The organism is Sulfitobacter sp. SK011, from assembly GCF_003352065.1.
Taxonomy (GTDB): Bacteria; Pseudomonadota; Alphaproteobacteria; order Rhodobacterales; family Rhodobacteraceae; genus Sulfitobacter.
This window is the reverse complement of record NZ_CP025803.1, coordinates 305,746-329,391: the sequence shown is the minus strand read 5'-3', so window position 1 is coordinate 329,391 and position 23,646 is coordinate 305,746. Positions and strand designations below refer to the sequence as shown.

The window sequence follows — 23,646 nt, the reverse complement described above, 5'->3', positions numbered from 1 at the left end:
GTTTCCGGTTCAAAGCCCGAAGGCCCTTGGAAGTGTCATGATGATGGCTGGAAACAGCACCATAATCACGAGGCTGATAATCAGTGGGATAAGGAACGGCGCAACGGCGAGAGACACACGGCTAAGCTTCCAGCCGGTGATGCCACGCATGACAAAAAGTGACAGTCCGATGGGCGGCGTGAATTGGCCAAGCATGATGGAAAACACGACACAGACACCGAAGTGGATCGGGTCAATGCCGAATTGCCCGATGGCGATAGGTGTCAGCATCGGTGCAAGGATCAGGATCAGGATCGCGTTCTCGATGATTGCGCCAAGCAGCAGCATCAGAAGGATGACGAACAACATGAACGTCCATCCCGAAGAGAATGTCGTTGAGGACCAGCCGGTGATCATCTGGGGCAAGTGCGCGTCCGTCAAAACCCACCCCAGCAGCAGCGCTGTCGCGATCAGGTAAAGCAGACGCGACGTTTCCGTCACCGATTCATATAAGACCGCATATAGGCCCTTAAGGCTCAGCCTGCGGTAGATCACGAAGGACACAAACAAAATCCAAAGCACGGCGGCGGTCGCGGCTTCTGTGGCGCTAAACACCCCCGACAACATGCCGCCAACAATCAACACAGGCGTCAACAATGCAGGAAGGGCGCCAAAGAAAGCGCGTGCAAAATTGGTCCACCCATCCCAGCTATTGTCGACATAACCGTCGCGCTTGCCGATGAAATAGACATAGACCATCAACGCGCCCGCGATGAGGAAGGCAGGCAAAATACCACCCACAAACATGCCCGTGATCGACACCCCTGACGCCACGCCGAAAATCACCATCGGCAGGCTGGGCGGCAACATCGGACCCAAGGCAGACGATGCCAGCGTTACCCCCACCGAGAAATCGGGATCGTACCCTTTGCGGGTCATGGCCTTGTATTCGATCTCTCCCAGGCCTGCGACATCTGCCAAAGCCGACCCGGACATGCCAGAAAAGATAAGGCTGGACGCGATGTTTACATGACCAAGTCCACCCGGAATGCGCCCGACAATTCGCAAAGCAAAATCAAAGATTTTGTCGGAGATGCCAGAGGCGGTGGTGATCTTACCGGCAAGCATGAATAGCGGTATCGCCAGCAACGTAAAATTCGCCATCGAGAACGAGATTTTCTGTGCGACCAGCGAGAGCGGAATGCCTTCAACAAAGAGGTAAAGCATCGACACAAGGATTGCCGAAAACGCAATCGGAAAGCCCGCGAACAGCAAGATCAGTTTGAGCGCCAGAAGATAGAGGATAAGGTTATCCATCGGTTTTACCCTGCAGCAATTTGATGCGGCCGATGATGTGGCCGACGGAATAAAAGGCCATAATTGCCGAGGCAATCGGCGCGATAATGATGATGTTACGGATTGGCCAGCGTAGCGCGGGCAGCTTGTCAAAACGCATCGACTGATACAGGTCCCAACCGGATTTCACCATCAGGACAAGGACAATCAGAACTGCAAAGTCAAACGCCAGACGGATACCCGCAACCACACGCGGCGGCACCCATTCGTCCAACATCTCGACACGCAGGTGCGTATCGCGGCGATGGACACCAATTGCGCCGATGAAAACCATCCAGATCAAAAGATGCGCCGCCAATTCTTCCGTCCATTGCAGTGGCGCGTTCAGAGCATAGCGTGTGACAACTTGTGTCACTGTCAAAGCGACAAAAACCACGAGCAGCCCTGCACCGATGATGAACTCAGGCATGCGCCGCGGGATCGTCGTGTCGATCAGCGGACCGTGATGATCTTCGTTGTCCATAGTCCCCCCTGTGACTGACAAAGAGTCAGCCGATCCCCGTGCTCAGAGGGTAAGGAAACTATATGGATATGAAAAACGAATTATTGTAACATTATGCTTAACCATTTGGTTGTGCGAGGTTGGATATGGGTAAGTTTCTGAACATTCGGCTGCGGCATATGCGGGTCTTTTTAGAGATTCTGCGCAAAGGAAGTCTTGTGAGTGCCGCCGGTTCTTTGAATGTCACGCCTGCAGCAGTCTCAAAATCCCTGCGCGAGTTGGAGGCAGAGCTTGGTGTGAGGCTTCTGGAGCGCAGCAAAAAAGGTGTCCGTGCGACCGCTGCCGGAGAACGCTTTCATCAACATGCCACTGAAAGCCTGTTGTCTTTCAATCGGGCTATTTCCGCCGTCGAAGAGCCCGAACAACGGCAACATCGGTTGCGCATTGGTGCCCTGCCAACGGCGGCGGGCTCTATCGTGCCAAATGCTCTCAAGGAATTATTCGGGCCTGACGAACGCGCCAATGTCGACGTGGTCACCGGCCACTACGAAGACCTTGCCGCCGCGCTTCGTGCTAGTGAACTGGACTTGATCGTCGGCAGGATCATCACCCGTGACACCGTCGGCCTCTCGTTCGAGCAATTATATGAGGAAAGCGTTGTTGCGGTCACGGCGCCCTCTCACCCCCTCTTTCAAACGGATGCACTTGATGTAACGGACCTGTCGAAATATCCAATTATCGTGACGCCTGTTGGGTCAACTGTGCGCGACAGCGTCGACAGCTTCTTTTTTGCCCATGGTATCAAACCGACGGCGCTCATCATTGAGACATTTAGCGACGGTCTGGCCCGCAATTTTTCAGCAATAACAGAGGCGATCTGGTTCGCCCCCGCAGGTCTGGTCGCGCAGGATCTTAAACGTGGAACACTTGCGAAATTGTCGATAGATCACGGCTCGCTTAAGACGATCATCGGATTGACCACGCGCACCAACGAAGCGCTGTCAGGTTCTGCCCGGCGTTTTGCCGACTTGCTTCGGCAGCTTGCTCATCAGACCGGAGGAGGTTGAATCATTTATTTGGATTTTCGTTTTGTTGGGCCCTCAATATGTGGTTTGAGTGCAATTATTGGGACGGTTTCCGCTAAAGTAACACCACTCACAACCGACTGCTTTGCCCGCGTCGCGATCAATGGAATGGACCGCCACGAGCTGTCGATTGGATATCCACCAAGAACGCTAAATTTAAACGGCTGCTTTGACGACATTGACCAAATCAAAGAGGTAAACCTGCCGCAACTGCGAAGAAATGCTGCGTGAGCAATAGCTACACCTGCACAAGTCCGCGTCGTCTAAGGTTTGTCGCATCTTCAATGACTGCTTTTGACTTGGGCCGCGCTGCGAATGGTGCCTCGGGCGGGTCATGGCTATTTTCTGCGACACAGCGGCAAATGACTACAGGTTTTCCATCGCTGCCAAAGTATGCGCCAATCCCAGCCGGATGTGTGTTTCGAGCGTGGCCTTGGCCTTTGGGATGTCCCGTGCAAGGGCGGCTTCAAACATCAACCTGTGTTCATCCACGGCGACAGCGCCACGATAGGTCAGCACAAGCATCTGATACCGCAGGTATTTGTCAAAGATCGTGCCATGTAGCGCCAGCAGATTCTCGGAATTACATGCACGGATCAGGGCCTGATGGAATTCCCAGTCATAGCGTTTCCACACCTCTTTTTGCGATTTGTCACCATCCAGCATCTTCTGTTCGATCAGGTGCAATTTGTGGTGTGCCGCGACCAGATTTCCTTCCCAGTCGGCATCCCCGCAGGCGATTGACGTCTCAAGCGCCGAACACTCCAGCAAGATGCGCAGCTCCGCAATCTCGGTCAGGTCATCCGCTGAAACAGGACGCACGAAGAAGCCGCGTTGTTCGGCTGCTTGCACGAACCCTTCGCTGGCAAGGCGATTGAGGGTTTCGCGCAATGTCGAGACGCTGGCAGAATAACGATCCCGCAACCCGTCGAGTTTCAGCTTCGATCCCGGAACGAGTTCACCAAAGATGATGTCTTGCTTGATCCGCTCATAGGTGCTTGCCCCGACGGTTGGAGAAGATTGGGACATGCCGTGCCTCATGAGTTGCGTGTTTTGCAGATGGTAACACGATCATCCGATATTCCTCAACAAGTGATAAAATAGGGGGATAATAAAAATCTCATATATTATTGCGAATCTGTTAAACTCTGCTAGCCTATGTCAAATTTGAAGAATGAGGAACAGATGGCGCAGCCAAAGAAATTAGCGGTCGTAGGGGCCGGCCTTGTGGGGCAGCGCCACATCGCAGCGATCAGTCAAGTGGACGGGGTTGACCTTGCTGCTGTGGTGGAACTCGGCGCGACGGAACAACCAGTGCCTGTTTTCAAATCACTCAGTGAAATGTTTGATGCCGTTGCGGTCGATGGCGTGATTTTGTCAACGCCAACGTTGTTGCACGTCGAGGGTGCGATGGAGTGCGTCCAGCGAAGCGTTCCAGTACTGATCGAAAAGCCATTGGCGGCCTCGGCAGATGATGCGCAGGAGCTCATTGTTGTTGCCCTCCGCAATGGCGTGCCAATTTTGGTGGGGCATCACAGGCGGCACAATCCGATCATCCAAAAGGCCGCACAACTCATTAAGGACGGGGCCATCGGGCAGGTCCGCGCGGCCCAGGTGACATGCTGGTTTTACAAGCCGGATGACTATTTTGACGCCGCACCTTGGCGTAAAAAGGCGGGTGCGGGGCCGATTTCTGTCAATCTTGTGCATGACGTCGATTTGATGCGTCACTTTCTGGGCGAAGTTGTCACGGTTCAGGCGCAAATGGCGCCGTCCCTGCGCGGGTTTGAAAACGAGGACCTTGCCGCCGCCGTTCTGCGGTTCGAAAGCGGAGCGGTCTGCACGATAACTGTGTCCGACAGCGTGGTGTCGCCATGGAGCTGGGAGCTGACATCACGGGAATATCCAATCTATCCGGCCACAAACGAATCTTGCTACCTAATCGGTGGCTCTGAGGGGGCCTTGTCGATTCCCGACATGCGGCTTTGGCAACATGAGGGCGGTACAAGCTGGTGGAATCCGATCACGGCCACGGCCATGCCAGTAAGTTCGTCCGATCCGTTGATCAACCAGATCGCCCACTTCGAACAGGTCATTCGCGGTGCAGCCGAGCCTTTGGTCACTGGCGAAGAAGGCTTGAAAACATTGAGTGTTGTTGAGGCGATACAGGTCGCAGCGCAGACGCAACAGACCGTCACATTGACAGGCACTGGGGGGAAGTCTTCCAACGCTGCCGAATAAAAATATCCGATATTTTGTAAAATGTATTGCGAAATGCGAAAAATGAGGCATTAATGTGCCACACAAACTGCCCTTACGGGCCTACAAACGTCTGGGAGGACAAAATGACACTTACAATGACCCGCCGTCTTGCGATGGCTACACTGATCGCCGCGGGCACAGTCGCCGCTGCCCCATCCTTTGCCGATGGCCACGCGGTTCAACTGCGCATGGCCACATCCGGTTCCGAAACCGACGCACGTTCGGTTGCTCTCGCTGAAGTCTTTGGCCCATCGGTTGCAGGCTTTGCATCCTACGAGCCGTCCTACAACGCGACCCTGTTCGACCAAGGCACAGAGCTGGACGCGATCAGCCGTGGCAACCTTGAGATGTCGATCACATCCGCACAGGAGTTGGCACAGTTCTTCCCCGAATTCTCCATCTTCGCGACGGGTTATGTGCATCAGGACGCGGCTCATCAGGTCCGCGTCTTTAACGATCCGCTGATGGACCCGTTCAAAGCGAAAGTCGAAGAAGAGCTTGGCGTGCGCCTGCTGTCCGTCATGTATCTGGGCCAGCGCCACGTAAACCTGCGCCAGACCCGCGAAGAGCTGGACGTGCAGACACCTGCCGACCTTGCTGGCGTGAACCTGCGGATGCCGGGTACAGATGCGTGGCAGTTCCTTGGGGCCGCACTGGGTGCAGCACCTACGCCAATGGCATTCACCGAGGTTTATACTGGCCTGTCCACCGGCGCGATTGACGGTCAGGACAACCCGCTTCCAACCGTTGTGGATCGCAAGTTCTACGAGGTGACCAACCAGATCGCCCTGACGTCACACCTTGTTGACCTGAACTACATCGCGATTTCCGCCGCGACTTTCAACGCGCTGACACCCGAGCAGCAGTTGACGGTTCAGCGTGCAGCTGATGCGGCGGCGTCTGTGGGTCGTCTGCGTCAGTTGGAGCTGGAAGGCAGCCTGACCGCTTTCCTCGAAGAGAATGGCGTGGAAGTCTATACACCTGATCTGGCCGCTTTCCGCACGCATGTTCAGGCCCAGTATGTCGGCAGCGAATTCGCCGCCAGCTGGCCCGAAGGTGTGCTGGACGCGATCAACGCACTCGGCAACTAAGAGCTAAAAGGGAGACCCGCCATGAAATCTGTGTTCCGGTGGGTCTCTCGCATCTCTGACGCAATCGCAGCCGCATTGTTGGCTGCGATTTTCTTTATCTTCCTGCTCCAGATCGGGTCGCGGTATTCACCCAAAATCATCGGCTATTTCGGCTGGGCAGAGACCTTTCCAGCGCTGGGAACAATTCAACCCCTTGGATGGACGCTTGAGCTGATCGCGATCCTGTGGGTTTGGGTGATCTTTTTTAGCTGCGCTTTTGTGGTGCGCGAATACGATCACGTGAAATTCGATATCATTTATCTCGCCTTATCGCGTCGCATGCGCAGGATTTTCGCGGTCATCTCTGCTGTCGCGATTGTGGCTGGGATGCTTTATGCGTTTTTGCCCACATGGGATTACATCGACTGGATGAAAATCCGCAAGACATCGACAGTGCGCAATCCGTTCACGGGTAGCAAAATCCCCATGCGGACGATCTTCAGTGTCTACGGCGCCTTCATGATCGTGGTGGCTGCCCGGTATATCTGGCTGGCGATTGACACGATCCGCAACGGCCCCCCCAAAACAGAGCTTGAGATCGTGCTGGAAGCGGAAGCTGCAGCTGAAGCGGAGAAATCGACATGAGCTTCGAACTCGCCTCCCTCCTTGTAACCCTGTTCGTGCTGGCAGGGATCGGCACGCCTATCGGGTATTCCATTTTGCTGGCCTCGATTGTGTATCTCGGTCTGTCTGGACTTGATGTCGCGCTGGCCGGTGAAAAGATCCTGCAAGGGTTTTATGGCAGTGCGATCCTGCTGGCTGTGCCGCTGTTTATCGTCGCCGCCAACATCATGAATGCGGGGTCGATCACGGACCGGCTGCTGAATTTCTGCGTCGCCATTGTCGGCCGCTTCAAGGGCGGCATGGGCCATGTGAACGTTGTGGCGTCGCTGATCTTTTCGGGCATGTCTGGGTCCGCCGTGGCCGATGCTGCGGGTATCGGCAAAATCATTATTTCGATGATGACACGTAGCGGCAAATACAGCCGTGGATATGCGGCGGCGATTACGGCTGCCTCGGCCACGATTGGCCCGATCATCCCGCCGTCCATCCCGATGGTCCTCTACGCGCTGGTGTCTAATGCATCCATCGGGTCGCTCTTTCTTGCGGGTATTTTACCGGGCCTGATCATGGGCGCCGTATTGATGGCAATGAACGGGTATCTGGCCCACAAACGCGGGTTCGAGGTCGAAGAAACAGTGCCGCTCAAAGAATTGCCGCGGGTCACCGCGAATGCGTTTCCGGCCCTGTTGATGCCAGTGATCTTGCTCTACGGGATTTATGGGGGCGTCACGACCCCAACCGAAGCCGCTGCTGTCGCCGCGTTTTATGCGCTGATGCTGGCGGCGCTGTTCTATCGGTCGTTGTCGTTCAAGGCGCTTTATCAGGTGTTCGTAGACTCTGCGCGGTCCTCTGCGGCTGTTGGGATCGTGATCGGCGGTGCGTTCATCCTGAATTTCATCGTCATCACAGAACAAATCCCCCAATCCATTTCAGGGGCGCTTGAAGGGGCCGACATCAGCCCGCTGATGTTCCTGATTATGGTCAATGTGCTGATCTTGCTGTTGGGGTGCGTTCTGGACGCCACGACGATCATCCTTGTGATCGTTCCGCTGTTCATTCCGACCTGCGAAGCTTTGGGGATTGATCTGGTCCACTTCGGCGTGTTGGTCGTGGTCAATTCGATGATCGGTCTGATCACGCCTCCCTACGGGATTTTGCTCTTTGTCATTAATGCCGTGACAGACATCCCCCTACGCGAGATCATCGCAGAAATCTGGGCCTTTTTGGCGGTTTTGATCGGAGCACTCATCGTCATGATGCTATCGCCCGATCTTGTGCTGTGGTTGCCGCGTTTGCTTGGCTATCAGGGCTGATGCTGACGATCCCGACACATATCGTTCCGGGCGATATGGCAGCCAAGTTGCTGGCCATCAAAGCCGCAGGGTTCCAAGCGATTGACCTGAGCCTAACGGACATTACGCAGTTTGACGGGACATTGGCGGACCTGTCGGCGATGGTATCTGGTGCGGACCTGAAAATTGCGTCCGTCGGGCCGCTTGATGCGGGGGTGAATCCGGCGCAGCTCGCAGCAAAGATCGCCTTGGCGAAAGAGCTGGGCAGTGATCTGCTCATACTTGATGTGGCAGACGCAGCGTGCCTGCCCGAAAGCCTTGATCCCCTTGGTGCCGTTCGCATCGCCTTGCGCCCGGCGCGCAATGCCGAAGATGCGGTGCGTGACTACGTGGCAAAGACTGCGCAGGCATCTATCGGGCTTGGCTACAATTCATTCCACGCGCTTGGCGACGGATCACGCCCCGCGCGGTTGCGGGATCTGGACGGCGCGACTGTCTTTCATGTCAGTCTGTGGGATGGGCCAAGCCTGCCGATGTTGCCTGGGCAAGGCACTTTGAACTTGGGCGGCTTCGCCCGCGTGTTGGCGCGTGCCGGATACGTCGGCCCTTGGTCTGTCGGGGTTGAACCGCAGGGGCGCGACACGGTGCTTAATGCGTACCGTTCACTGGTGACAACGCTGTCAGATGCGGCAGCGACGGAACCCTTGCTGCGCAGCGCGACGCCGGATTTACCACCCAAAGTACCGGCCAGAGGGTTCGAGTTTATCGAATTCGCGGTGGACGGAGACGGCGCGAAGGACCTGGAGACGACCCTGACGTCCATGGCGTTTCGACGCGAACGCCGCCACCTGACCAAGGCTGTCACGCTTTGGCGGCAGGGTGCGGTGAATATCGTCATCAACCAAGAAAAAGCAGGTCACGCAGGCAGCGCGTTCGCAGAACATGGGTCGTGCGTTTGTGACATGGGGCTACGGGTTCACAATGCGGCCGAAACGGTGGAACGGGCCCGCGCGTTGGGGACACACGACTTTTCGCAGGCGGTCGGTCTTGGCGAACTTAGCATTCCAGCCATTCGCGGCGTTGGCGGCAGTGTCATCCATTTCATCGATGAACAATCCGACCTGCACCGTGTCTGGGACATCGAATTTGAACCCGTCGGGACGACACAGGCGACCCCGCCCGCAGGGTTGCGCCGGATCGACCATGTGGCGCAGACGATGCGCTACGGTGAGATGCAAAGCTGGCTGCTTTATTACTTGTCGACCTTCGAAATGACCAAGTCGCCCATCGTCAACGTGGCGGACCCGTCTGGCATCGTGCGCAGTCAGGCGATTGAAACGCCCGAGGGCGACGTGCGGTTGAACCTGAACGGAGCAGCGGATGCGCAGACCATGGCGGGATCGTTCGTGAGCGGCAGACCAGGTGCGGGCGTGCAGCACATCGCAGTCCAGACCGATGATATTTTTGAAACATCCAGCCAATTGGCTGAGGCAGGGTTCGCGCGCCTGCACATCCCGCGCAACTATTACAGCGATACGCAGGCGGCCTTTGATCTGGACGACGCGCGCACAGCCCAATTACAGGCCCATAACATCCTGTACGACGAAGACGAATATGGCGGGTATTATCAGCTTTACGGGCAGGCGATCTTTGACGGGTTCTTCTTTGAAATCGTGCAACGCAAAGGGCGCTATGCAGGGTACGGCGCGCGCAATGCGCCCGTCAGATTGGCGGCACAATCCAAAGTGCGTGCGGCGGTGGCATCGTGAAAGCCGCACTGATCGGGAACGGGATTGCGGCGTCGCTGACACCAGTTTTGCACGAAGCCGAAGGGCGCGCGCATGGACTGGCGTATCGCTATCGCCGCTTTGATCTGGCGGGTGCGCCAGAGCCTGCGGTTGCCTTGCAAGATGCGGTGACAGAAGCCAAGGTTGCGGGCTATGTGGGCGTCAATGTGACCTATCCCTACAAACAACAGATCATCGCGCTGCTGGATGACCTCAGCGATGGGGCGGGCGACATAGGATCCGTCAATACGGTGGTATTTCGGAACGGCAGAGCCGTCGGGCATAATACCGATTATGTAGGTTTTCATCGGGCTTTCGTGGCCAAGATCGGTCCGTTGCAACACGACACGGTCCTCTTGCTCGGCGCAGGTGGAGCGGGCGGTGCCGTTGGTTTGGCGATGCTGGATGCGGGTGTTTCTTGCCTGTACGTTTACGACCGCGATGCCTGTGTGGCCGACGCCTTACGCGCGCGGCTGGCGCGGCTTCGCCCACAAGCGCAGGTTTTAGTCTGGTCGGGGGCAACCCTCATCGACGGGGTGATTAATGCGACTCCGATGGGCATGGCGTCCCACCCCGGTCAGGCGATTGATCTGGACGACGTTCCGCACGCCAAATGGGTCGGGGATATCGTCTACTTTCCTCATCAAACCCCGTTGCTGCACGCCGCCGCCGCGCGTGGCCTGCATGTCATGACAGGTGGCGGCATGGCGGTTGGTCAGGCGGCAGCGGCGTTCGAGCTGTTCACAGGGCTGCCCGCCGATGTCGCTCGCATGACCGCGCATTTCCACACACTTACCCAAGAGGTCCCCGCATGAGCGACGACGCAGATGCAATCCGTAATTGGTGGCGCACATCCATCATCGACATGGCCCCCGGCAAAATCGAATTTCGCGGCCACCCGATCCAAGACCTGATCGGCAACGTGTCTTTCGTGCAGATGATCTGGCTGATGACAGCGGCGCGGCTACCGGATGCTGCCGAAGCGGCCCTGCTTGAGGCCGCACTTGTTGCTGGCGTCGATCACGGCCCGCAGGCGCCTTCTATTGCAGCCGCGCGGATGACCGCAACCTGTGGCGTCGGGTTGAACAACGCCATGGCCAATGGCGTCAACATGCTCGGCGATGTCCATGGCGGCGCCGGAGAGCAATGCGCGGAGCTGTATTACGATATCGCTGCGCGGATGGATGGTGGCGCTCGCTTGGACGCGGCTGTCCAAGACGGGCTGGACGCATGGCGCGCCATCAACGGCAAGATTGTCAGCGGCTTTGGCCACCGGTTTCACAAACCTGTTGACCCGCGTGCGCCACGTTTGATGGCTTTGGTGCAGGACGCCGCGCAGGCGGGCACGGTGTCGGGGCGCTACGCTGACATTGGCGAGGCCGTGCAGTCGAACCTCAGCGCACGCAAGCCATTGGCAATGAACATCGACGGCGCCACAGCAGTGATTTTCTGTGAACTCGGTTTCCCCGCCCCACTGTCGCGCGGCTTGTTCTGCCTGTCTCGGTCCGTTGGCATTCTGTCCCACGCGTGGGAGCAAATGCAGCAAGGCGGGCGCAACAAAGGGCCAATGCCACCGGCCTATCTGCCTGATTACATCCCACCTTCAGACCCGAACGGTTAATTGGTTTGCTGCGCGCGCAAAGGCCAGTTCATCGGCCCTTGAGAGCTGCGGCGTTTATGATCGCCGGGGCGTTTCTTCTGGTGCTGAATGATGCCTTGATCAAGCTTTACGCAAGTGACCTATCCACCACCCAGATCATTGGGGTCAGGGCTTCAGCAACTGTTCTTGTTTGCCTGATGGTCATGGCCAAGACAGGCTGGGCCTTTCCGCGCTTGTGGGGCTGCGACCTTTTGATCCGCACAGGATTTACGATTGCCAATGTCTTTGCATTTGTCGCGGCAGTCATAGCCTTGCCCTTCTCGTTAGCCGTTTTCGTTGACATGACCAACATCCTGTTTGCCGCCATGCTGGCAGCTTGGGTTCTGGCTGAACGGCTGAGTATGCTTAAAGTCGTGTCAATCCTGACTGGAATGGCGGGGGCGGGCGTATTGCTGTCAGTTCAGGTTCAAGGCGCGGGCTGGTTGATAGTGTTGCCTGTTCTCAGCGCGTTGGCCGGGGCCGGACGAGAGCTTTGGACAAGAAAGTTGGGGCCCGATTTCAGCGCGAGCTTCCTGACGCTTTATGCCGCGGTCGGAATGATCGTTGTCGCGCTCGTATTTGGGGTTCAGGAGTTGGCTTTTGACCAGCCATGGGCGCTTGGAGCAACTCTTGTCGCGGGGTGTCTGCAGGGCGCTGCAATGGTGCTGATGACATATGCGTTGCAAAATGGAGAGGTTTCTTTCGTTGCGCCGTTCCGATTGACCGCGCTGGTGTGGGCCGCGCTGATTGCGTGGGTCGTCTTTGCGGAAACGCTCACGGTAATGGATTTTCTGGGGATAACCCTCATCGCGGTCGCACTCTTGTCACTCAGCAAAGGCGCACGCCCAAGCACGCCAAACCAGCCTGTGTGACCTGCGTTTCATTTGATGCGTACCAGGATTCGGCAGTAAATATGATAAAGTATAAAATACCATAGATTTCTGAATCCATAATATGTTATTACTACTGGCAGATGACATGGAGTGATTCACAATGCCAGATCAGACCGGCCAACCGCTCTATTCGCTTGCGCATCTGACGCTGATCAATGCCACCGCGCCCGAGTTGATCTATATCGCGGCGCGGGCAGGCTATGACGCTGTTTCGCCACGGTTTATCCAGATGAACGTGCCAGGAGAGTTCCGCGAAAGCCCGATTGACAAAGCCATGGTGTCGGCCACCAAAACGGCGCTGCAGACTACGGGGTTGAAGGTTCTCGACATCGAGTTGGCCCGTATCACTGAAGACTGCGACCCGCGGTCGTTCGAGGCTGCTTGCGAATTGGGTGGCGAGTTGGGCGCAACACGCATGATCATGTCCGCATGGACGCCCACCCGTGATGACCGCAACTTTATCGTCGATTGCTACGCCGAAACATGCGAGATCGCTGCCCCTTACGGATTGTCCGTTGATCTTGAGTTTCCCAGCTTTTCGCGACTGCGTACGCTGGATGAGGCACTTGATGTCGTCCGGGCAGCCGATCAGCCAAATGGCGGCATTCTGGTTGACACACTCTATTTGCACCTCAGCCGTGTCGATCTGGCTGAACTGCTCCATGTGCCCGGTGACTTGCTGAATTTCCTCCATATCTCGGACGCTCTGCCGGGGATTGCCGACACACGGCAAGGGATGATCCAGCTGGCGCGGGATGCGCGGCTTTATCCCGGTGAAGGGTGCATTGATTTTGCCGGTATCATCGAACGGATGCCGCCCCTCGATTATTCCATTGAACTTCCCAACCAATCCCGCGTCACAGAACTGGGCTTTGAAGAACATGCACGGCGCTGTCTACAGCACGCCAAGCGCACTTTCGGAGATGTCAGATCGCAGCGGCGCACCCACCCCATTCCCACACAAGAAAGCATGACAGATGGCCAGAGAGCTCACTGAAGAAGAACGTAAATTGACAGCAGACATGATCGCCCGCGCCCGCGCCGCGATGGCAGAGATTGAGGATTGGTCACAGGCCGATCTGGACCGCCTGAGCCAAGCAATCGCTTGGTATGCGGGCAATGAGGCGACATTCACGCGACTGGCGGAACAGGGCGTAGACGAGTCTGGTATTGGTGACCGCGCAGGGCGGCCTGCCAAGCGGTTCAAAATTCAGATGGTTTTGCGCGATGTGCTGCGAACGCCCTCTACAGGTGTCGTTGAGGTGGACGAGGTCAAAGGGTTGGTGAAATATGCCAAACCTGCGGGCGTAATCGCCTCGCTTATCCCGATGACGAACCCTGCGATGACGCCGCCCGTGACGGGTGTTTCGTCGGCGAACGCGCGCAACGCGGTTATCTTCTCACCCCATCCGCGCACCGCAGGCACCACGTTTGAAATGGTCGAGGTTATGCGCAAGGCTTGCGTTGCTGTTGGCGCTCCTGCGGATCTGTTTCAGTCCGTTCGCCATCCATCAATCCCCATGACCCAGCACCTGATGGAAGAATGTGATCTGACTTTGGCGACTGGCGGCAAGCCGATGGTGAAGGCGGCCTATTCGTCTGGTCGTCCAGCTTACGGCGTTGGGGCGGGCAACTCTTCTATCGTGATTGATGAGACCGCGGACATCGAGATTGCGGCCGCAAATACGCGGATTTCCAAGACCTCAGATTTCGGATCCGGCTGCTCCGCGGATGGCAACATCATCATCCAAGCCAGCATCTATGACCAGATGGTCGCGGCACTTGAGGCCGAGGGCGGTTACCTGTGCAACGCCGAAGAAAAGGCACTGCTTGAGGCGGCAATGTGGGACGAAAAGGGCAATCGCACGTTCCCCACAATCGCCTGTAAACCACAACAAACGGCGGACGTGGCGGGGTTCACGATCCCTCAGGATCGCAAATTCCTGATGGTTGAAAACCAAGGCCAAATCGGGCCGGAGCATAAGTTCTCAAAGGAGAAGCTAACAACCGTCATGGCGCTTTATCATTTCAAAACTTTTGACGACGCGCTCGACACGGTGCGGGCAATTTATGCCACTGGCGGCATCGGCCATTCCTGCGGTATTTACAGCCACAACGACGACAACATCGACGCGCTGGCACGGGTAGCCCCCGTCAGCCGGATGATGGTGCGACAGCCGCAATCAAAGGCGAATGCGGGGTCATGGACCAACGGGATGCCGATGACGTCCAGCCTTGGCTGCGGCATCTGGGGTGGCAATATTACCAACGAGAACGTCACCATGAAACACATGATGAACTACACTTGGGTGGCGCGGCCAATCGCCGAAGACCGCCCCTCTGAGGCAGAGCTTTTCGGTGAATTTTACGGACAGGAGAACGCATAATGGACGGCACCAAAGTAGACGGCAAAACCGTCGCGGAACATATCGTTGATTTTCTGGAACGCCGTGAGGTTGAACACGTATTCGGCCTGTGCGGGCATACGAATATCGCCGTTCTGGCAGCACTCGCCCAAAGCCCGATTGAGTTCATCACCGTGCGCCACGAGCAGACCGCGAGCCATGCGGCGGACGCCTATGCGCGCGTAACGGGCAAAGCGTCCGTTGTGCTAAGCCACCTCTCCCCCGGCCTCACAAACTGCGCCACGGGCGTGGCCAATGCCGCCCTTGATTGTATCCCGATGGTCGTCATCGCGGGCGATATCCCGACGCATTATTACGGCAAGCATCCGCACCAAGAGGTCAACCTGCACGCCGACGCGGCCCAATGGGAAATCTATCGTCCCTTCGTGAAACGCGCATGGCGAGTGGACCGCGCGGACCTTATGGCAGAAATTCTTGAGAAGGCATTTCACTTGGCAGAAAGCGGCCAGCCGGGGCCGGTTCTGGTCAACGTCCCGATGGATATTTTCAGCGAAGTCGTCCCGTCCGAGACCTTTGATCGTGTGGCCAAGAACACCCGCACCTTGGTAAAACCAAGCATCGACGATGACACAGCCCGCGCGATTGTCGCGAAGATTGCTGCGGCACAAAAGCCCGTCGCATATGTTGGTGGTGGCATCCTTTTGGCGCAGGCCTCTGCCGAACTGGAAGAATTCGCGACCCATATGGGGCTGCCGATTGCGCATTCCCTCATGGGCAAAGGGGCGGTGCGCGACGATCACCCGCTTGTCATGGGGATGACCGGGTTCTGGGGGACCGAACTGGTCAACCAAACCTGCCTTGCGGCGGATGTGGTTTTCGCTGTCGGCACGCGCTTCAAAGAGGCGGATTGTTCCAGTTGGTATCCGGGCTACACGTTCAATATCGGGTCCGAGGGCAACGACACGCAGGTCATTCATATCGACATCGAACCGCAAGAAATCGGACGCAATTATCCTACAGAGATTGGCGTGGTGGCCGATGCCAAGGCGGCCCTGCGGGTGCTGACGCGTGTGGCCAAGGACATGTATCCCGACGGGTTTAATCGCGCTGAGAAGAAAGCCGAGATTGCCAAATTCCGTGAGACGTTCAAAGCCTCCAACGTTGAAATGCAGACCTCTGCTGCCTTCCCGATGATGCCCGAGCGCATTCTGGCGGACGCCCGTACAGCGCTGCCCGGTGACGCGATCATCACAACGGATGTGGGCTGGAACAAGAACGGCGTTGGCCAGCAGTTCGACATCCTGACGCCGGGGTCGATCCTGACGCCGGGCGGCTTTGCCACAATGGGCTTTGGCCCACCGGCTGCAATTGGTGCAAAGCTTGCAGCACCGGACCGCGTGGTGATCAGCCTCGTCGGGGATGGTGGTTTCGGACAGAATCCGTCGATGCTGGCCACGGCCGTGGAACTGAACCTTGGGATCATCTGGCTGGTGATGAACAACAACGCGTTTGGCACCATCGCGGGCTTGCAAAAGGCGCACTACGGTTTGACCTATGGTACGACCTTCCCCGGAAGTGCTGCAGCGCCGACAAACGGGCCAGGCTATGCCGACATCGCGCGCGCTTATGGGGCCGAGGGCATCCATATTTCCGCCGCCGACGAATTGCTGCCCGCATTGCAGGCCGCCATTGCCAGCGGCAAGCCCACGGTGTTGGATGTCCCCATGATCAACAATCCGACGCCCACAACAGGGCATTGGAACATCCTTGATATCTATTCACCCGACAAGGACGTCAGCCACGTCGCAACCTGAAAGACCGCCGATGGAAAACCCGAAAAACCTGTTCAAAGCGGGCCTGAAAACAGGGCAGACGCAACTTGGCATCTGGAACACCATCGGCGGCAATACGGTGCCGGAGATGCTTGGCGGGGCGGGGTTTGATTGGGTCTTGGTCGATTGCGAACACGCGGCGATTGAAACGATCGAGGTCTTGCCCGCCTTGCAAGCGATCGGCCAGCACAGCCAAGTGTCCGCCTTGGTGCGGCCTGCGGCCAACGATCCGACCCAGTTCAAACGCATTCTGGATATGGGGGCCCAAACCCTGCTTGTCCCCTACGTCCAGACGCCGCAAGAAGCCGCCGCGGCCGTGCACGCCATGCGCTATGGCCCGCACGGCATGCGTGGCATGGCAGGCATGACCCGCGCGACCCGCTACGGGAAAGTCGACGATTACTTCCACACCGCTTGGGATGAGCTTTGTCTGGTCGTGCAGGTCGAGACAGTTGAGGGGCTGAGGAATCTGGATGCAATCGCTACAACAGACGGCGTCGATGCGGTCTTTATCGGCCCAGCTGATCTGAGCGCGAGCATGGGACTGCCCGGGCAAATGACCCATCCGGACGTCGACGCCGCAGTTGGTGACGCGATCAAGCGATTGGTCGAACTTGGTGTTCCGGCAGGCGTCATGGCACTCGACCCCGATGCGGCAGATCGTTACCTCGCCCTCGGCGCGACCTTCGTCGCCGTTGCCGTCGATCTCGTCCTGTTGGCGGATGCTGTCAAATCCATCAAAGACCGTTTCGCTTAAGGGTCTGGGTAGGGCAAATTTGTTAAACCCACTGGCCTGAACGTATCCCGCTCTATTGCCAGACTGGTCACAAAAATTTCGTCAGATACAGCAGCCCATGAATGACCGCCTCGACAACGCTCGCTGCGTTGCAACAACAAATGTGCCGCGACTGCGAGAAAGTGCTGCGCGAGCGAAGCCCGAAAAATGAACGACTGGAAAGTCCGCAACTCGGTCATGGCCGTGTTTTTCCCCAGTGTCTGCTCTATGGGCGGTGCTGTCGTTGCATACGTGACCTGTTTAGAGGTCCCGATCCATTTCGGCGGTGGAGCCCCTGGAAACATTTGACTGCGCTGCCATCGCCCTTCCAAAGGAACCTCCTGGCTGCTCACCACGTCCAATATTAAGCAGACGACGCAGATGAGCGGCAGGTGATCCATATGGTTCGTGTGCATAATTTACTGCACGTAGCGATACAGCATGAATTTCGATATGTGTCAGAATGAACTTGCCAGCTACCATCATTGCCCAGAACCTTGAATGCGTTGCACAGTTGTGCCTCTCATGGAAAAGCGGCGGCATATCGTAGAAATTGTGGCATTTTGGGAAAAAATTGGAACTGATTGTTAGCAATTGGCTATCAGTCGGTTGATCCTGGCCTTCTGTAAGAACTGACTGAAGGTCTGGATTTCCGTTATGAGGATTGCGCCAGTGGCTACGGCCAACGAGATACAAACCAAAAAAGATCTCCGGAGCCCTTGAAAGGGAAAAATTAGGTACAATGTATTTTCTGGGTATTCTCTGGATTTGCTCAGATATTTAACCCAAAAAAGACTCTACAGATACTCTTGCAGATATCCGACAGAGTCAGGGCCCTCGCCTCTGCTTTTGGTATGAGACGAACTTCTTGCTCACCAACCGTCAGTGATATTGGCTCACCTTCATCTGGATCTCGATGCTCTGGCGTATGGCGTTGAGAATGCGTTCAAACACCTGACGCGCAATTGAGTTGGGGTAGCCTGATGGCTGACTGAGTCTCTGGGTATGAATTTGTTTGCGGCGTTGCATTTTCTGGTTCTCCGAGGTTGATGCCGTGTTTCTTTTAAATGGTACTACAATGCGCTTCGGCGTTTGTCTGTGAACCAGATCACATTTGTCAAAAAATAGGGTGTGTCCGCGTATTGTGCGGTCCAATAAGTGCCGCGGGTGTCATGCCAGCAAGGCGCACCTCGAGCCAGCGTATCCGCGTCAACGCGTGCTTGCTGACTTTTGCCAACGCCTAAGGTGCTCAAAGAAATCCACCGAATGCCACAGTTGATTTTGGCTGCAGCATACTCGAGTATTACCTGGCGTGAGTGGAAGGCATCAAAAGATGCGTCCGCTAAATAGTAACGATCAAGTTGAACAAGTTGAGTGCAGCTGTTCGGATGAATGGAGTAAGTACAATGAGTTCTCTGTCAATTCGCAAAACAATTAAGAAACTTCTAACCGCTTCTTTCTGTATTGCTTTCTCGACGTTGGCATTTTTAGCGGACGCAGAAGCAAGAGAGCTTTCGAAGTTTGAGGTAAGGCGCATTCAAAAGATTTTGATCCACTACGGTCATGAAGTTGAAGTAACCGGTGTGCTCGATCTGGATACTTCGAATGCTGCAAAGCAGCTCATCTTGGAACAGTTTCCAGGTAACGAAAGCAACATTAGAATTTTGTATGAGCTCAATACAACTTTTTTGCGAGCTCAAACTGACAATGACTATTTTTCGTATTCACTGGAACCCAAGTCTGGTTCGCGCGGTGCAATTGACTATGACAAAGTGAGCAAAGCCCGTGAGAGATATCAGCGGTATCTGTCGAGTCCAGCAGTGATTTTTACCAATGTCGGTCTAATTGGGCGGGGACGCACCGTCGAGGAGGCGACCCGCGACGGGTGCTCTAAGTCTAATCGTCCGCGACGCTGCAAAGCCACGCATGTTTTGGCACCAACGCGAACTGGTTGTATTGCAAGCTTCAGGTATGACCCGTACCGTCTTTCGCTTACCCACACGAAAAGTACCAATTACGGCGAAATAATTTACAAGGGCGCAAAGGTTATTGTTTCGAACAAGAAACCAACCGTTGAGGAAGCTAAGAAGGTTTTGTGCTACAATCCGGTGAAAATTGGATGCGAAAGCCATTTTGAATTGTCCTGCAACTTTTGACATTTGTTTGGTGCCGGCTGAGTTCAAAACTGACTGCGTCCTCAATCGGATAGCTTGAACGGTAATCCCCCCATTTTTAATGGGGTTCAGCCGTAGAACTCACGCGGCTGTTTTCAGTTTCATGGCGGGTGTCATGCCGCCGATGCCCATGTTGGGTCGCTCGTTGTTGTAAGTCCAGAGCCATTCGGTTGCTTGATCCTGTGCTTCCTCAATGTTTTCGAAGATGTATTGCCCCAACCATTCGCCACGAACCGTGCGGTTATAGCGCTCAATGTAGGCGTTCTGCTGTGGCTTGCCGGGCTGGATGTATTCCAGGCGAACATTGCGCTTTGCTCGCTGCATCCCGGCGTATTCAGCTAGTCCGATTACCAAAGACGAAGCGCACATGACCATGATCAACGTCGCGAAGCGCCAACACCGGCCATTGGTGCCAAAGCAGCGAATGTCTCAAAAGTCCGCAACTCGGTCATAGCGATGAATTCGACGAACGTCTGGTGCTGGTGGAAGCTGCCGTTGAAATTGTGACCCGTTTATAGGTCCAGAGCATAAGACAAAAACAATAACCTCGGTTCTCTGAGGTACTGACCGATCGCGCGCGTCATCCCGCCACTGACGCTTTGCAGCCCGTTGATGATACCACCAAAACATCCATCCCATCCGCACCCATCTCAGGAGCGCCTTGTCTAAAACCTGAACCGAGATGTGCGACCTGCTACGCGTGATTTTGGCGTCACGAACGATCTCAGAGTGTTTTCGCAGCCTCCGAGTAATATGCTCAGAACCGACAATTCCATTGACACGTTTTGGTTGTACGCCGCAGGGTGTCCGAATTGGTTTTTTAAAGGAATTTTCAATGCGTTCATACGAAGCTGCCAGATCACTTTTTAGCTTTCTGGCATTCATGGCATGGTCGGTGGTTGTCGTCGGAGTGATTGTGGCACTGATCGGTGCTGCGGGGGCTTCTCAGTATGGTGGCAGTGGCGCAGGCCTGCTTGCGATGGTTCCAGGCATCGGTATTGGCATTACAGGGCTTATCCTTGTCGCCTTTGTGCAAATGGGCCGGGCAACCGTGGATACAGCCGAATACACGCAACAGATGCTGAGTATTTCGCGTGATCAGCTGGAAGTATCGAAGCAAGGCCTGAAACTGCAAAGTGTAGTGCCACAGACTTTCGCGGCGGCGGCGCAGACAGAGAGTGCACAGGAACCCAGAAGTTCGTTTGTGGATCAAGCTGACAAAACGTCACCTCAAGGACGAATGGTCAAGGATCTCGAGCCGGCGCAGCTGGAAGACCAGAGTACCGTTTACAGGGGCAAGACAATCAGAGACGTAAAGGGCAAGTTACTGTACAAAGGTATTCCATTCGAAACGTTACTTGCCGCCAAAGAACACATCGATATGTTGGCGGCACGGCCTGCAAGAAAGCTCCCTGCTGAATCCAACGAAACCTGAGCTGAGGTCCCCGTACGATATCCCCAACCTTTATGGGGATCAGGTATGGGGGATCATCGCTGAACATTTGGGAACATACCATCACATGAAAGGCCGTTTTGAAGCCATGACTTCACCCGCTTTCGCGGGTGATATTTCCGTCGTCTTCTTCGAAGACGCCGAAACCCTTCGAGGCTGAATTCACATGCGCGTTTCCATCTCACATGAGGTCATTCGAAAGGGTTTCATCTTCAAGACGACCTATCACGAAGTGCATTTGATGGTCGCTTTTACCCATGAGGAAAAACAGATCATCAGACAACGTGGATTGCTCAAAACCAAACTGGTGGATCGCCGTCCAGCGGATGCCAAAAACGATGCGCGCGATGAGAAGTTCGAGCTGCGTGTCGAACATCTGATGGATGGGCGGATTGATCGTTTCCTCTGCGCAACGCCCTCAAAATCCAAGATATATGAAGAAAACCTTTTGGCGGTGATGGCGCAAATGAAAACCTGGCTGGATGACAATGCCGAGACCGGCACGCGCACAGTCGTGGAAATCTGATGGCAGGTTCAAACTCGGATAACTTCAATGGGTTAATCCTGTCCTTCTTTATTATCTCCGGCATCCTCGCCCTGGCGGCTTTCCTTACGCCGGTTCTGCTGGTCGGCATTCCGGCCTATGTTTTCTATCGGCTCTACAAAGAAAGCCCACGACGTCTGGAGCGTCTGGCCCGCGAGGAAACGGAAATTCTCTACAACCACGCGCTGAGCGGACAGGTGCGCCTGAGCGACGCTGAGATCGATGCCGCCCTGTCGCATCACTGGCCGCCAGACACGCCAGAGGCTCTCAAGATCCAATTGCTGGAGATCGGGCGCGCCTTGCTCAATGACGAAGGTTTGAGTCCAGAAATCCCACCAATGCCTGCACTCTGCAACACCGTTGAGGGCGCGCGGTATCGCGACATGCTGGCGCGATCCGGGCAGGCCCGCAGCGACCGGGTCATGGTTTTGACTGCACTAGATGTCATCTCGGACAGCCTGGGCACCATTGCACAGGCCGTGCCGCCGATTGAGGGCGACGTGCTGGTCGATGTGACCCAGTTTGTGCACCCACTGGGGCAGGCGGTACAGAATGTCATCGCACCGTTTTTTGCTGACACTGACTACAACCACTTCAAGCGCTTACGGGACCGGATTGACGCTAATCTCAGTCGGACCAATCGCACCCAGCCGATCTTCCCGAGCGACTATAAGGGCGATGATGTTGTGGAGACCTATCTGGCAGGCACTCATTTGAAAGAATTGTTCCGACTCAGAACCCCATTTGAGATCCCGGAAAACAGCCGGTTTGAACACATGCACATTGTGGCTGGATCGGGTCACGGCAAAACCCAGACCCTGCAATACTTCCTGGCGAACGATCTGGAAGATGTGGTGCGGGGTGACAAATCGGTCGTGGTGATCGACAGCCAGGGCGATCTGATCAATACAATCCTGAAGGCGAAAACCCTGCCACCCGAACGGATTGTTCTGATTGATCCAGAAGACATCGCCTTTCCGGTCAGCCTCAACCTGTTCTCCGTTGGCCAGGGTCGCCTTGAAAACTACAACGCCCTCGAACGTGAGCGGCTGACCAATTCCATCATTGAGCTTTATGACTTTGTTCTGGGATCGCTGCTGTCAGCGGGCATGACCGCCAAGCAATCCGTGGTCTTTCGCTATGTTACGCGCCTGATGTTTCATATTCCTGACGCGACGATCCACACCTTACGCGAGCTGATGGAACCCGGCGGCACGGAAAAGTACCGCGATCACATTGCCAAGCTGGAAGGCACGCCGCGCCGATTCTTTGAAACCGAGTTCGACAGCAAGGAATTCACCAACACCAAAACGCAAGTGCTGCGCCGTCTCTATGGCGTGCTGGAAAATCAGACCTTCGAGCGGATGTTTACCAACCCGCAGTCGAAGTTCGACATGTTCACTGAATTGAACGCAGGCAAGCTGATCCTGATCAACACCTCAAAATCACTACTGAAAGAACAGGGCACCGAGATCTTCGGCCGCTTCTTCATTGCTCTGATCACTCAGGCCGCCCAAGAGCGTGCCACGCTGCCCGCGCGCGATCGCCTGCCTGCCATGATCTACATCGATGAGGCGCATGATTACTTCGACCAGAACATTGGCATCATCCTCAGTCAGGCGCGCAAATACCGCGTCGGGATGATCATGGCGCACCAGTTCCTGGGCCAGCTCAGCAACGGGCTGCAAGAAGCATTTGAAGCCAACACGTCAATCAAACTCGCCGGAGGTGTCTCAGCCCGTGATGCGCGCGCCTTGGCGGGGCAAATGTCGTGTGATGCCGATCTGATCCAGCGCCAGCCCAAGGGCACTTTTGCCACCTTTGTGCGGGGATTAACCGACCGCGCCGTGCCCATCAGCGTTCCATTCTTTGTTATGGAAAATCGGGAACGCGCCACAAAAGCTGAGATTGATGCAATCCGGGAACACAGCCGCAACGCCTATGCGGAACCATGGCAGAGCAAGGCTGAAGACAGCGGAACATCGGATGAGACGCGGCCGAATCCACCAGAAGAAAACGAACCCGACGATCCCGCGAACCCTTCGCCAGAGCTTTGAGCCCGCCTAATCTGGC

At 55.8% G+C, this 23,646-nt stretch carries 21 protein-coding genes and 1 pseudogene; 17 read left to right on the top strand and 5 right to left on the bottom strand.

All coding sequences use genetic code 11. The annotated features are described in order from the left end of the window. Positions 1-9 precede the first annotated feature (9 nt). Both C1J02_RS01540 and C1J02_RS01535 read right to left on the bottom strand, forming a co-directional pair. Positions 10-1,296, bottom strand: coding sequence for a TRAP transporter large permease (locus C1J02_RS01540; RefSeq protein ID WP_114876831.1), 1,287 nt, complete (start codon positions 1,294-1,296; stop codon positions 10-12). Then, positions 1,289-1,798 (bottom strand): TRAP transporter small permease, encoded by a 510-nt coding sequence (locus tag C1J02_RS01535; protein ID WP_114876830.1) that lies wholly within the window; start codon positions 1,796-1,798, stop codon positions 1,289-1,291. The genes C1J02_RS01540 and C1J02_RS01535 overlap by 8 nt, the downstream gene beginning before the upstream one ends. Before the next feature lie 125 nt (positions 1,799-1,923). Here C1J02_RS01535 and C1J02_RS01530 point away from each other — a divergent pair, with 125 nt between their 5' ends. Further along, positions 1,924-2,844, top strand: a complete 921-nt coding sequence (locus C1J02_RS01530; RefSeq protein WP_114876829.1) for a LysR substrate-binding domain-containing protein — start codon at positions 1,924-1,926, stop codon at positions 2,842-2,844. 384 nt (positions 2,845-3,228) lie between these two features. Here C1J02_RS01530 and C1J02_RS01525 read toward each other — a convergent pair whose 3' ends face one another. Continuing rightward, positions 3,229-3,891 (bottom strand): GntR family transcriptional regulator, encoded by a 663-nt coding sequence (locus C1J02_RS01525; RefSeq protein ID WP_114876828.1) that lies wholly within the window; start codon positions 3,889-3,891, stop codon positions 3,229-3,231. Between the two features lie 156 nt (positions 3,892-4,047). Here C1J02_RS01525 and C1J02_RS01520 point away from each other — a divergent pair, with 156 nt between their 5' ends. From C1J02_RS01520 to C1J02_RS01465, 12 genes are all read left to right on the top strand, one after another. Next, positions 4,048-5,103: a Gfo/Idh/MocA family protein gene (locus C1J02_RS01520; RefSeq protein ID WP_114880306.1), complete on the top strand. Its 1,056-nt coding sequence runs from the start codon at positions 4,048-4,050 to the stop codon at positions 5,101-5,103. A 104-nt stretch (positions 5,104-5,207) separates the two neighbouring features. Beyond that, positions 5,208-6,215, top strand: coding sequence for a TRAP transporter substrate-binding protein DctP (dctP, locus tag C1J02_RS01515; protein ID WP_114876827.1), 1,008 nt, complete (start codon positions 5,208-5,210; stop codon positions 6,213-6,215). Positions 6,216-6,236: 21 nt separating this feature from the next. After that, a complete protein-coding gene (locus tag C1J02_RS01510) occupies positions 6,237-6,839 on the top strand; it encodes a TRAP transporter small permease (protein ID WP_114876826.1) in 603 nt (200 codons plus the stop codon). Further along, positions 6,836-8,131: a TRAP transporter large permease gene (locus tag C1J02_RS01505; RefSeq protein ID WP_114876825.1), complete on the top strand. Its 1,296-nt coding sequence runs from the start codon at positions 6,836-6,838 to the stop codon at positions 8,129-8,131. Before C1J02_RS01510 ends, C1J02_RS01505 begins: the two co-directional genes overlap by 4 nt. Further along, a complete protein-coding gene (locus C1J02_RS01500) occupies positions 8,131-9,879 on the top strand; it encodes a bifunctional sugar phosphate isomerase/epimerase/4-hydroxyphenylpyruvate dioxygenase family protein (protein ID WP_114876824.1) in 1,749 nt (582 codons plus the stop codon). Before C1J02_RS01505 ends, C1J02_RS01500 begins: the two co-directional genes overlap by 1 nt. Then, positions 9,876-10,712 carry a shikimate dehydrogenase gene (locus tag C1J02_RS01495; protein ID WP_254693181.1) on the top strand — a complete coding sequence of 279 codons (837 nt, stop codon included), beginning with the start codon at positions 9,876-9,878 and terminating at the stop codon, positions 10,710-10,712. Before C1J02_RS01500 ends, C1J02_RS01495 begins: the two co-directional genes overlap by 4 nt. After that, the gene (locus tag C1J02_RS01490; RefSeq protein WP_114876822.1) at positions 10,709-11,518 is read left to right on the top strand and encodes a citryl-CoA lyase; all 810 of its coding nucleotides are present in this window, start codon (positions 10,709-10,711) and stop codon (positions 11,516-11,518) included. The genes C1J02_RS01495 and C1J02_RS01490 overlap by 4 nt, the downstream gene beginning before the upstream one ends. Before the next feature lie 56 nt (positions 11,519-11,574). Next, positions 11,575-12,408 carry a DMT family transporter gene (locus C1J02_RS01485; RefSeq protein WP_114876821.1) on the top strand — a complete coding sequence of 278 codons (834 nt, stop codon included), beginning with the start codon at positions 11,575-11,577 and terminating at the stop codon, positions 12,406-12,408. Between the two features lie 121 nt (positions 12,409-12,529). Then, entirely contained in the window at positions 12,530-13,426 is an 897-nt protein-coding gene (locus tag C1J02_RS01480; RefSeq protein WP_114876820.1) for a sugar phosphate isomerase/epimerase, read from the top strand. Then, the gene (locus tag C1J02_RS01475; RefSeq protein WP_114876819.1) at positions 13,407-14,816 is read left to right on the top strand and encodes an aldehyde dehydrogenase family protein; all 1,410 of its coding nucleotides are present in this window, start codon (positions 13,407-13,409) and stop codon (positions 14,814-14,816) included. The genes C1J02_RS01480 and C1J02_RS01475 overlap by 20 nt, the downstream gene beginning before the upstream one ends. Then, on the top strand, positions 14,816-16,609 hold the full coding sequence (locus C1J02_RS01470; protein WP_114876818.1) for a thiamine pyrophosphate-binding protein: 1,794 nt from the start codon (positions 14,816-14,818) through the stop codon (positions 16,607-16,609). Before C1J02_RS01475 ends, C1J02_RS01470 begins: the two co-directional genes overlap by 1 nt. 10 nt (positions 16,610-16,619) lie before the next feature. Next, positions 16,620-17,384, top strand: coding sequence for an HpcH/HpaI aldolase/citrate lyase family protein (locus tag C1J02_RS01465; RefSeq protein WP_114876817.1), 765 nt, complete (start codon positions 16,620-16,622; stop codon positions 17,382-17,384). 900 nt (positions 17,385-18,284) lie between these two features. On the opposite strand, the gene C1J02_RS21010 is transcribed toward C1J02_RS01465, so the two are convergent. Next, complete coding sequence (locus tag C1J02_RS21010) at positions 18,285-18,431, bottom strand: hypothetical protein (RefSeq protein ID WP_205389848.1); 147 nt, start codon at positions 18,429-18,431, stop codon at positions 18,285-18,287. Between the two features lie 377 nt (positions 18,432-18,808). Between C1J02_RS21010 and C1J02_RS01455 the strand changes: the two genes are divergently transcribed. After that, positions 18,809-19,558, top strand: coding sequence for a hypothetical protein (locus tag C1J02_RS01455; protein WP_114876815.1), 750 nt, complete (start codon positions 18,809-18,811; stop codon positions 19,556-19,558). A 99-nt stretch (positions 19,559-19,657) separates the two neighbouring features. On the opposite strand, the pseudogene C1J02_RS01450 reads toward C1J02_RS01455, so the two are convergent. Further along, positions 19,658-19,888, bottom strand: a pseudogene (locus C1J02_RS01450) (transposase); the annotation flags it as partial. A 523-nt stretch (positions 19,889-20,411) separates the two neighbouring features. Between C1J02_RS01450 and C1J02_RS01445 the strand changes: the two are divergent. The 3 genes from C1J02_RS01445 (at position 20,412) to C1J02_RS01435 (ending at position 23,630) form a co-directional block, all read left to right on the top strand. Next, entirely contained in the window at positions 20,412-21,011 is a 600-nt protein-coding gene (locus C1J02_RS01445) for a hypothetical protein (RefSeq protein WP_114876814.1), read from the top strand. Between the two features lie 184 nt (positions 21,012-21,195). After that, entirely contained in the window at positions 21,196-21,555 is a 360-nt protein-coding gene (locus tag C1J02_RS01440) for a hypothetical protein (RefSeq protein ID WP_114876813.1), read from the top strand. After that, entirely contained in the window at positions 21,555-23,630 is a 2,076-nt protein-coding gene (locus C1J02_RS01435; protein ID WP_205389847.1) for an ATP-binding protein, read from the top strand. The genes C1J02_RS01440 and C1J02_RS01435 overlap by 1 nt, the downstream gene beginning before the upstream one ends. The last annotated feature ends 16 nt before the right edge of the window (positions 23,631-23,646 follow it).

Bases quoted from the DNA above. Each gene is read 5' to 3' on its own strand.
- C1J02_RS01500 (WP_114876824.1), top strand. From the start codon at position 8,131: ATGCTGACGATCCCGACACATATCGTTCCGGGCGATATGGCAGCCAAG.
- C1J02_RS01455 (WP_114876815.1), top strand. From the start codon at position 18,809: ATGAGTTCTCTGTCAATTCGCAAAACAATTAAGAAACTTCTAACCGCT.
- C1J02_RS21010 (WP_205389848.1), bottom strand. From the start codon at position 18,431: ATGCAACGCCGCAAACAAATTCATACCCAGAGACTCAGTCAGCCATCA.
- C1J02_RS01535 (WP_114876830.1), bottom strand. From the start codon at position 1,798: ATGGACAACGAAGATCATCACGGTCCGCTGATCGACACGACGATCCCG.
- C1J02_RS01445 (WP_114876814.1), top strand. From the start codon at position 20,412: ATGCGTTCATACGAAGCTGCCAGATCACTTTTTAGCTTTCTGGCATTC.
- C1J02_RS01435 (WP_205389847.1), top strand. From the start codon at position 21,555: ATGGCAGGTTCAAACTCGGATAACTTCAATGGGTTAATCCTGTCCTTC.
- C1J02_RS01540 (WP_114876831.1), bottom strand. From the start codon at position 1,296: ATGGATAACCTTATCCTCTATCTTCTGGCGCTCAAACTGATCTTGCTG.
- C1J02_RS01470 (WP_114876818.1), top strand. From the start codon at position 14,816: ATGGACGGCACCAAAGTAGACGGCAAAACCGTCGCGGAACATATCGTT.
- C1J02_RS01465 (WP_114876817.1), top strand. From the start codon at position 16,620: ATGGAAAACCCGAAAAACCTGTTCAAAGCGGGCCTGAAAACAGGGCAG.
- C1J02_RS01525 (WP_114876828.1), bottom strand. From the start codon at position 3,891: ATGTCCCAATCTTCTCCAACCGTCGGGGCAAGCACCTATGAGCGGATC.
- C1J02_RS01505 (WP_114876825.1), top strand. From the start codon at position 6,836: ATGAGCTTCGAACTCGCCTCCCTCCTTGTAACCCTGTTCGTGCTGGCA.
- C1J02_RS01520 (WP_114880306.1), top strand. From the start codon at position 4,048: ATGGCGCAGCCAAAGAAATTAGCGGTCGTAGGGGCCGGCCTTGTGGGG.
- C1J02_RS01480 (WP_114876820.1), top strand. From the start codon at position 12,530: ATGCCAGATCAGACCGGCCAACCGCTCTATTCGCTTGCGCATCTGACG.
- C1J02_RS01485 (WP_114876821.1), top strand. From the start codon at position 11,575: ATGATCGCCGGGGCGTTTCTTCTGGTGCTGAATGATGCCTTGATCAAG.
- C1J02_RS01510 (WP_114876826.1), top strand. From the start codon at position 6,237: ATGAAATCTGTGTTCCGGTGGGTCTCTCGCATCTCTGACGCAATCGCA.
- C1J02_RS01530 (WP_114876829.1), top strand. From the start codon at position 1,924: ATGGGTAAGTTTCTGAACATTCGGCTGCGGCATATGCGGGTCTTTTTA.
- C1J02_RS01440 (WP_114876813.1), top strand. From the start codon at position 21,196: ATGCGCGTTTCCATCTCACATGAGGTCATTCGAAAGGGTTTCATCTTC.
- C1J02_RS01490 (WP_114876822.1), top strand. From the start codon at position 10,709: ATGAGCGACGACGCAGATGCAATCCGTAATTGGTGGCGCACATCCATC.
- dctP (WP_114876827.1), top strand. From the start codon at position 5,208: ATGACACTTACAATGACCCGCCGTCTTGCGATGGCTACACTGATCGCC.
- C1J02_RS01475 (WP_114876819.1), top strand. From the start codon at position 13,407: ATGGCCAGAGAGCTCACTGAAGAAGAACGTAAATTGACAGCAGACATG.